This window comes from Negativicutes bacterium (assembly GCA_021372785.1).
GTDB lineage: Bacteria > Bacillota > JAAYKD01 > JAAYKD01 > JAAYKD01 > JAJFTT01.
On the sequence record JAJFTT010000073.1, the window covers coordinates 1 to 9,395 of the forward strand.

Below are 9,395 nucleotides of genomic sequence, written 5' to 3' on the forward strand. Positions count from 1 at the left end.
TTCAGTACCAAGCGATGGAATAATGATAGCATACATAATCATAGGATGGCACAAATGTAGGGAACGGTCTTGACCGTTCCGAAAGGTTAACGCATGGTGAAATCGGCAACGCAAAATGATTGGACGGCGTCGGAACGGAGAACGCGGAACGGTCATGACCGTTCCCTACAATTTACACATCGTGAAACCAGCAATGCAAAATAATGGGACAACGCCAAAAACGGAGAACGCGGAACGGTCAAGACCGTTCCCTACAATTTATGCATCGTGGAATCAGCAATGCTAAATGATGGAGCTACGTTAAGACGAAGTACGCGGAACGGTCTTGACCGTTCCGAAAGCCCCCAAGCATTTCGAATCAACATTTCATGCGATTGTTTTTATCATCAAATGGCGCGACGCACCATTTATGCATCGTGAAATCAGCAAAGCAAAATGATGGAGTTGCGCCAGGACGGAGAATGCGGAACGGTCAAGACCGTTCCCTACAATTTATGCATCGTGAAACCAGCAACGCAAAATAATGGGACGACGTCAGGACGGCGTTGCGGTAACGCAAAACACATGTTCTCTACAGTCTCATGGGGTCCAGGGTCAGGCTTAATTGCATCGATGCGGGCAGCGGATTTTTCTGCAGCACCGCTTTGACGCTTTCCACCAAAACCGGCCGGGTCGGAGCCTCCACCACAATTTGAAAGCGATAGCGTTTCTGGATGCAGAACACCCTTGCCCTGGTTGGTCCCAGCACTTCAATTGTTTGCTCGAATTGGCTGACCAAACTTTTCAGCCAGGTTTCCGCTGCCGTTCCGTCTTCACCGCTGACTAAAATTGTTGCCAAATGCCCGAATGGCGGCAGATGATGTTTCTTGCGCTGCTCTATTTCATCCCGGTAAAAGGATTTGTAATCGTGTTTGCAGACAGCCTGGATGATGGGGTGTTCCGGCGAATAGCTTTGTAAAAAAACCTCGCCCGGAAATTCGCCGCGGCCGGCCCGACCGGAGACCTGCAGCAGCAGTGAAAATGCGTGTTCCCCCGCCAATCCGTCGCTGCCGCGGATCAGGTTGTCGGCCGATAAGATGCCAACGCAGGTGACCAGCGGAAAATCAAAACCTTTGGCAACCATCTGCGTGCCAACCAGGATAGCCGCCTTTGCTTTTTCAAAGCTGCTGACAATGGCGGCGTGACTGCCTCGCTTGCGGGTGCTGTCGCGATCCATGCGATAGATCGGCACCCCCGGGAATGTTTTTTCACACTCCTCCACCACTTTTTCCGTGCCGAGACCAAAAAAGCGAAAGTAGGCGGAACCGCAGTGCGGACAACTGGGCGGCATGTTTTGTTCATAGCCGCAAAGATGACAGCGCAGCCGCTGCGTAGTTCCTTCGTGGTGCTGTATCAGAGGCACTTCGCAGTGCGGACATTCTAAAACATAGCCGCAGGCGCGGCAGAGACTCATGCGGTGAAACCCGCGCCGGTTGTGAAACAGGATGACCTGCTGATTTTGCGCCAGGGTTTGCGTGATCCGCTGTTTTAAGGCTTCGCTGAAGATGGAACGGTTGCCGTTTTTCAGTTCCGAACGCATGTCCACCGGGATAATCCGCGGCAGCCTGGCGTCGCCGATCCGGTCCTGCATTTCCACCAAATGGTATTGCTTCTTTTCCGCCAGGTAAAAGCTCGTGACAGCGGGTGTGGCGGAACCGAAAACGACGGCCGCATGATGATACCGGGCGCGCAGGATGGCTACTTCCCTGGCGTGATATTTGGGATCTTCTTCCTGCTTATAGGTCTGCTCGTGTTCTTCGTCGAGAATAATCAGGCCGATCTTTTCCGCCGGGGCAAAGACAGCGGAGCGCGCGCCCAGTACGACGCAGGTTTCTCCTTTGCGCAGACGCTGCCAAATCTGAGCCCGTTCTCCCCCGCTTAAGCCGCTGTGCCAGATCATCACCCGCTCGCCGAACCGTTCGCGAAATCGGTTGATCATCTGAGCGGTCAGGGAAATTTCCGGTACCAGCATGATGGCGCTCTTGCCGTCCTCCAGCGTTTTGGCAATTGCCTGCAGGTAAACTTCTGTTTTGCCGCTGCTGGTGACGCCATGGATGAGAATCGGCAGCGGATTACGTTGTTTCATGGCTTTCAGAACCATCTGCAGCGCTTGCTGCTGCTGCCCGGTCAGAGTCAGGGCGCTTGGCGGCGGCGTGTCTGCCGTGGGTTCCTGCCAGGTTAAAAATTGCAGCTGCAGGAGTTTTTTTAAGAAAAGACCGGAATATTCCGGCCAGGTTTTTACTTCACGCAGGGAAACCGGTTGTTGATTTTGCAAAAAGCGCTGCCAGAGCAGCCTGATTTTGCCTCTGCCCGGTTGGTCTTCGCGCCGGATGACGACCAGCTGACGATATTCCAGGGCGGAATTGAGTTTGATCTGATCGAGATCGGTTAAAAATCCGGCTTCGCGCAATTGCCTGACCATTTTCTTACCGAAGACAGCCGTTATTTTATCTTCCGCTATGGGCTGCTGCGCCTGATCACACCAGACCAGCGCTTCCTGCAGGGTTTCGCTAAGGGATTCTTCCGCCTCGTTTTCCGCAATTTCGGGGTGAAAATCAAAAGAGCGGCTGACTTTGGCTTTGGCGATCGCCGGCAGTACTGCCTGAAAGGCTGCCGCCCAGCTGCAAAGATAGCGGCCGGCCAGCCAGTCGATCAGCTGCAGCTGTTCCTCGTTGAGAGTCGGTCCGTTTTGATCGAGCAATTGACTGATTGCGCGCATCTGCACATCCGGCAAGGCTTTGTCTTCCGCCACCACAATCCCCCGGCAGCGGCCGCCCTGCAGCGGAACTTCCACTAAGGAGCCGACGCGGAGTTTTGCGCTGAGCTCCGGCGGTACAGAATAAGTCAGGCCGCTCTCCAAAGCAGCCACAACCCGATCCAATTTAACACGCACATATTCCATCTATTCAACCCCATCGCTGAGAGAATCCTCTCGAACCGTCTGCTTTTACCTGCTCAAGAGTCCAAAACCCGGCGTAAAACTGTCGTTATCGCTCCGGCTGACTGATGAGTAAAGCAATTTAAATGTACTACGGATTGGCTGAATTGTCAATCCATTTCTAAAGAGCAGCGGCAGGCTGTCACAACAGAAAAACCGCAGGGGCGTTGCTGTCCCTGCGATTTGTCTATTGGCGGATCAAATCTTTAATTTTCATCAGGCGGGTGGTGGAAGCGCGTTCCTGTTCGGAAAGTTTCATGGAGATGCTCTTGATAGCGGTTTCCAGCTGCGGGATCAAGACATGTTCCAGGGCGTTGACGCGCCTCCTGGTCCGCTCGATCTCTTCGGCCAGTAATTCCACGGAGCGTTCCACGCCGGCCAGTTTGACCATCAGGGAAAGTACTTCGGAGAAAATACCGAGGCTGGTGTCCAGTTCGCTGGAGGTGTTGGCTAAGCCATAGGCATAGACTTCGCCTTCCTGGTGCAGTTCAAACACCGGAGACGTCAGATTGAGCATGCGTTTTTCACTCAGGGTCAGGCTGACTTTTGTTTTGGGAAACATGATGGCTTCTTCCAGCATTTCCGGCGACATCACCGCTCTGGCTACCAGGAAGCTGCGGTAGGCTGTGGTCAGCTTGTCGTCCACTTCCCGGCGCAGATCGCGCGCCTGGCCGGTGAGCGCCAAAAAGGTTTTCATCAGTTCATCGCGTTTGTCCTTCAGGAGCTTATGACCGCGCTTTGCGACGGCTGCTCGTTTTTTTAAGCGCAGCAGCTCCATGCGGGTGGGGTTAACACGAATTTCCATCTTTATTCACCCCGCCTAAGCATCGGTGTCTTTGGGCATATACTTGGCAATATGCTCATCACTTACTCTCTTCAGTTCTTCCACCGGCAGCAGCGCCAGCAGTTGCCAAGCCAAATCAAGCGTTTCGATGATACTGCGGTTTTCATGATCGCCCTGCCGGACAAAACGGTTTTCGAATTCATCGGCGAAGCGATAGAAGCTCTTATCCGCATCGGAAAGGGCGGCTTCCCCCAGGATGACGGCCAGTTCTTTGGCATCTTTGCCGCGGCTGTAGGCTGCGAACAGCTGGTTGAGCACGCCGCTGTGGTCTTCGCGGGTTTTGCCTTTGCCGATGCCTTTGTCTTTCAAACGGGAAAGCGACGGCAGTACGTCAATGGGCGGATAGATGCCTTTGCGGTGCAGTTCGCGTCCCAAGATGATCTGACCTTCGGTAATATAGCCGGTTAAGTCGGGAATCGGATGCGTCTTATCGTCTTCCGGCATGGTCAGAATGGGTATCTGGGTAATAGAACCCGCTTTGCCCTGGATTCTGCCGGCGCGTTCGTAAATAGTGGACAAGTCGGTGTAGAGGTAGCCGGGATAACCGCGGCGGCCGGGAACTTCTTTGCGGGCGGCGGAAATTTCACGCAGCGCTTCGGCATAGTTGGTCATATCGGTGAGGATAACCAAAACATGCATGCCTTTTTCATAGGCGAGATATTCTGCGGCAGTCAGCGCCATACGCGGGGTGGCGATCCGCTCAATGGTGGGGTCATTGGCCAGGTTCATGAACAGAACAGCGCGGTCGATGGCGCCGGTCTTGCGGAAATCGCTGATGAAGTAATCGGCTTCTTCAAAGGTAATTCCCATGGCGGCAAAAACCACGGCGAAACCTTCATTGGTGGAAAGCACCTTGGCCTGGCGGGCAATCTGCGCCGCCAGTTGGGCGTGCGGTAAGCCGGAAGCCGAGAAAATCGGCAGCTTCTGACCGCGCACCAGGGTATTCATGCCGTCAATGGTGGAAATGCCGGTCTCGATGAATTCGGAAGGATAAGCTCTGGCGTAGGGGTTCATCGGGTTGCCGTTGATATCCACCCGCTTTTCCGGAATGATGTTGGGACCGTTATCAATGGGACGGCCGAAACCGTCAAAAACACGGCCCAGCATATCCATGGATACGGGGAGTTCAATGGATTTACCCAGGAAACGCACTTTGCTATCGCGCATGTTGATGCCGGAGGTGCCTTCAAAGATCTGCACCAGGGCTTTGCCTTCCATGGCTTCCAGGACTTTGCCGCGGCGAATCTCACCGTTGGGCAGTTCGATTTCCACCAGTTCTTCGTATTTGACTCCCTCTACTCTCTCCACTAACATTAGGGGGCCGGTTATTTCGGTTATGGTACGGTATTCTTTTTGCATCGTTCTGCCTCCCCCTATTTTAGTTGCGCCTGGATATGGCTTTCGATGGCGTCAAAAGCCGGATCGAGGTCTTTTTCCAAAATGTACTTGGCGCGGGCAATTTCCACCCGCACCGGCAATTTCAGAATTCTTTCCAAGGCAAAGCCGCCGGCCATGGCCAGTTCCGATTCCCGGTAAAAGAACAGGATCAGATGCAGCATGCGGTATTGCTTTTTCAGTGAAGTGTAGGTATCAATTTCGTGGAAGGCGTTTTGATGTAAGAAGTCTTCCCGAATGGATTTGGCGGTCTCCAGGGTCAGACGATCGGAGGGAGAAAGCGCATCCAAACCAACCAAACGCACAATTTCATCCAATTCGGATTCTCTTTGCAGCAGACGCATGGCGTCGCGGCGGGAGTTGGACCATTCCGCATTGACATGGCGGTCAAAGTAAGTATCCATGCGGTCGCTGTAGAGCGAGTAGCTCTGCAGCCAGTCGATGGCGGGGAAATGGCGCGCTTCGGCGAGGCGAGCGGCCAGCGCCCAGAAAACTTTGACGATGCGCAGGGTCGATTGCGTTACCGGTTCGGAAAGATCGCCGCCGGGAGGTGAAACGGCGCCGATGGCGGTTAAGGAGCCTTCGCTGCCGCCTAAGGTAACGACTTTACCAGCGCGTTCGTAGAATTCGGCCAGACGGGAGCCCAGATAAGCCGGGTAACCTTCTTCACCGGGCATTTCTTCCAAACGGCCGGACATTTCACGCAGGGCTTCTGCCCAACGGGAAGTGGAGTCGGCCATTAAGGCGATGGAGAACCCCATATCGCGGTAGTATTCGGCAATGGTGATGCCGGTGTAGATGGAAGCCTCCCGCGCAGCCACAGGCATGTTGGAGGTGTTGGCAATCAACACGGTCCGTTCCATCAGGGGTTCGCCGGAGGTGGGATCTTTTAGTTCGGGGAATTCCAGCAGAACATCGGTCATTTCGTTGCCGCGCTCACCGCAGCCAACATAAACGATGATCTGGGCTTCCGCCCATTTGGCCAGCTGATGCTGCACAACCGTCTTGCCGGAACCGAAAGGACCCGGCACACAGGCGGTGCCGCCTTTGGCAACCGGGAAAAACATATCGATGACACGCTGGCCGCTGGTCAGCGGTTCCGAAGGAGTGAGTTTTTGCTGATACGGCCGCGGACGGCGCACCGGCCAGAGCTGCAGCATGGCGATTTCTTTTTCGCCCTGCGCCGTCTGGATGCGGGCAATCGGTTCGATAACGGTGGCATCACCGGCATAGATCCAGGTCAGGGTGCCGGAAATACCGGGCGGGACCATGATCTTATGCGCTACCAGCACGGTTTCCTGCACGGTACCCAGGGTCTGACCGGCTGTGACTTCGCTGCCGACGGCGGCAACGGGTACAAACTGCCAGACTTTTTCGCGGTCGATGCTGTTCACCTGCACACCGCGCGGAATGAAGTCGCCCGCGATGGAGCGGATCCTGTCCAGCGGGCGCTGAATGCCGTCATAAATGGAGCGAATCAGACCGGGGGCCAGTTCCACGGAAAGCGGTTCGCCGGTGGAAACCACCACTTCACCGGGGCCGAGGCCGGATGTTTCTTCGTAAACCTGAATGGAGGCCTGGTCGTTGCGCATTTCAATGATTTCACCGACCAGTTGTTGTTTACCGACCTTGACCACGTCGTACATTTTGGCATCCTGCATGCCTTTGGCAACGACGAGAGGGCCGGATACTTTGATAATTGTTCCTTGCGATTGAGCAGTATTTGCCATCTATTTTCCCTCTTCCTTGAACAGAATGTCCGCACCGACAGCCTTCTCTACCATGCTGCGCATTCTCTTCATCCCGAGACCCAAATTGCCGCGATTATCGGGTATGATGTTGATAACGGGCAGACTTCTCTCACGGAATTCGCGCAAAAGATCAGGAACCAGGGCGTAGGTTCTTTCGGTCATGAAAATCAGAGCATAGTCTTCCTTCATAACACTCTGCAACGCTGCAGCGGTATCTTCACGGGTGATGACTTCGTAGGTATCGAGACCCAAAGCCCGGAATCCCATGATTGTATCCCGATCACCGATTAATCCGATTTTATACATAACTATCACGCAGCCTTTCGCGGATGACAGCGGTCGCAACATCATTGAGTTTGCCTACCATGATGATGCGGATGTTGCGGACTTCCGTTTCTTTCGCCATCAGGTAGCCGATGACCGGCTCCGGCCCGAGCGATAAGACTTTGGCCTGCTTGACCTGCTGCATAATTTTATCGTCGATCAGTTTTTCCAGCAGAGTCAGCTGCCCCACGGCGAGAAAATCGACAATGCCTTCCCGGACCAATGCGGCATGCGCCGTATGGGCAAAGCCTGTGATGATCTGATCCCATTCCGCATCAAGCAAATCCAGATACTGGGACATGGGGATTACCCCGCCGGGCAGCAGCGACTCGTTGAGGAACTCTTTGTCTCTGCCCATCCGTTTGGCGCGGATCATGCTGCGCAGGTTAGAAAGATCGATTTGATCGATGATGATTTTGGCGTAGAAATCGTAGTGATTCTTTTGGGCTATGCCGGTTAAGGAACTGTAGAGTTCCCGATCCAGGATGGTGTCAATCACCTTGGGATCCTGGCTGGCTGCAAAGGCAAGACGCGCATCGGCTGCCGCTTTGAGATAACGTTCCGGCACGCCCGGGACTGTTTCACCCCGGGCAACGTATTTCATCAATTCAACCGGTACCAAACCCACGTCCATCAGAAGATGATCGAAGTTCTTTGCCTGATACTCGGCTTTTAATAAAACTTTGAGATTGTGCATGTCATATTTGACACAAAATAAATCGGTCAGCGGTTCTTTGGGCAGCATTTTACGAATGAGTTCGTAAACTCTGCGAATTTCACCCGTGGTGACCAATTCAAACTGGTGCGGATCCTTGGCCATCGCCACCAGGTCTGCGTATTCGGTTTCCGCCAAAACATGAAAAGCCTCTTCCGGGGTTTTGGCTTCCAGCATTCGCTGCATTTTGGCCTGATCCAGGAGTTTCATTTCCAGCACCCGGATTCGTCCGACGGCATACGCAAACTTAGAGTCCTGTGACACAGCCATGCCATCAACTCCTTCGTCAACAGCCAAACTGCAATTGCGCCCGCAATTGCAGCCGGTCTGCCGACCGCATTTTCATTTCGTTATTCGTTTTGACCGAAGAGAATTTTAACCACTTGCGGTTCCAGTTCGTCGCGGATCTCTTTGATCAAAGCCGGATAAGTGGCGTTGATTTCAATGTCTTCCGCTCTCAGGATAAAACCACCGCCGGTGATGGCGGTTTGTTCCGACAGCTTTAAGCCGGGTTTACGGCCGCTCATCATCAGCGCCAGATTTACTTTGGCTAAAAAAGACGGGCTGTAGAGCTTACGGTCCTGCTCTTCTACCATAATTTCTTCGTTGCCGGTGACGGCTGCTTCCAATAAGAGTTGTTTCAGCAAGGCCTGGCTCTCTTCCTGAGGTAAGCTGCGCAGTTCGGCTTGTGCCCGGTCAAAGGCACCCTGAATCACTTCCTGCTGCGCCAAGAGCCTGCTTTTGCGGGCTTCCAATTTGGCAATGGATAAGAGAGGCAGCTCGTATTCGTCCGCCTCGCGATTTGCTTGCTGCAGGATTTGCTGACGGCGGATTTCTGCTTCATCCTGTCCCTGCTGCCGGATCGCTGCTGCGCGCACCTGGGCTTCGGAAATCAGTCGGGAGCCTTCTGTCTGACCGTCGAGGATGATTTTGCTTAAAATACTTTCTAAGGACATCTGACCAACCCCTTCAGGTAAACCGTGCTGCCTTTGCAGCAACGGCTTTGCCCTTTACTTTCTTTGATCCTGTTAAACAGCAATGCCGTTGACCAGAAGAATACTGGCAAGTAAGCCCAGAATAGCATAAGTTTCTACCAAAGCGGGAAGAATCAAAGCCTGGCCGGATGCTTCGGGATGTTTTGCCACCACATTCATAGCGGCCACGGAAACGCGTCCCTGCCAGATAGCGGAAATCAAACCGCCAAAGGCAACCGGGACACAGGCGAAGAAGATCTGCCAGCCGGTATCGATGCTGAGCATGGTCACATCGCCGCCCAGGAAGCCGATTTTTAAGATAACCCAGAAAGCAACCAGGAAGCCATAGATACCTTGTGTGCCCGGCAACGCCTGCAACAGCAGTAATTTACCGAATTTTTCAGGATCTTCGGTC

Annotated in this window: 8 protein-coding genes; all 8 read right to left on the bottom strand. The window is 53.7% G+C overall.

Translation table 11 applies throughout. The annotated features are described in order from the left end of the window. Positions 1–571: 571 nt before the first annotated feature. A complete protein-coding gene (priA, locus tag LLG09_09415; protein MCE5197317.1) occupies positions 572–2,941 on the bottom strand; it encodes a primosomal protein N' in 2,370 nt (789 codons plus the stop codon). 223 nt (positions 2,942–3,164) lie between these two features. Further along, complete coding sequence (locus tag LLG09_09420; protein ID MCE5197318.1) at positions 3,165–3,782, bottom strand: V-type ATP synthase subunit D; 618 nt, start codon at positions 3,780–3,782, stop codon at positions 3,165–3,167. A 15-nt stretch (positions 3,783–3,797) separates the two neighbouring features. Next, positions 3,798–5,180 (bottom strand): V-type ATP synthase subunit B, encoded by a 1,383-nt coding sequence (locus LLG09_09425; GenBank protein ID MCE5197319.1) that lies wholly within the window; start codon positions 5,178–5,180, stop codon positions 3,798–3,800. 14 nt (positions 5,181–5,194) lie between these two features. Continuing rightward, on the bottom strand, positions 5,195–6,946 hold the full coding sequence (locus LLG09_09430) for a V-type ATP synthase subunit A (protein ID MCE5197320.1): 1,752 nt from the start codon (positions 6,944–6,946) through the stop codon (positions 5,195–5,197). Continuing rightward, positions 6,947–7,315 carry a V-type ATP synthase subunit F gene (locus LLG09_09435; GenBank protein MCE5197321.1) on the bottom strand — a complete coding sequence of 123 codons (369 nt, stop codon included), beginning with the start codon at positions 7,313–7,315 and terminating at the stop codon, positions 6,947–6,949. Continuing rightward, positions 7,266–8,276 carry a V-type ATP synthase subunit C gene (locus tag LLG09_09440; GenBank protein ID MCE5197322.1) on the bottom strand — a complete coding sequence of 337 codons (1,011 nt, stop codon included), beginning with the start codon at positions 8,274–8,276 and terminating at the stop codon, positions 7,266–7,268. Before LLG09_09440 ends, LLG09_09435 begins: the two co-directional genes overlap by 50 nt. Before the next feature lie 80 nt (positions 8,277–8,356). Continuing rightward, positions 8,357–8,962, bottom strand: coding sequence for a V-type ATP synthase subunit E (locus LLG09_09445; GenBank protein ID MCE5197323.1), 606 nt, complete (start codon positions 8,960–8,962; stop codon positions 8,357–8,359). Positions 8,963–9,034: 72 nt separating this feature from the next. Further along, positions 9,035–9,395 (bottom strand): V-type ATP synthase subunit K (locus LLG09_09450; protein ID MCE5197324.1); only part of this gene is annotated, 361 nt, incomplete at its 5' end.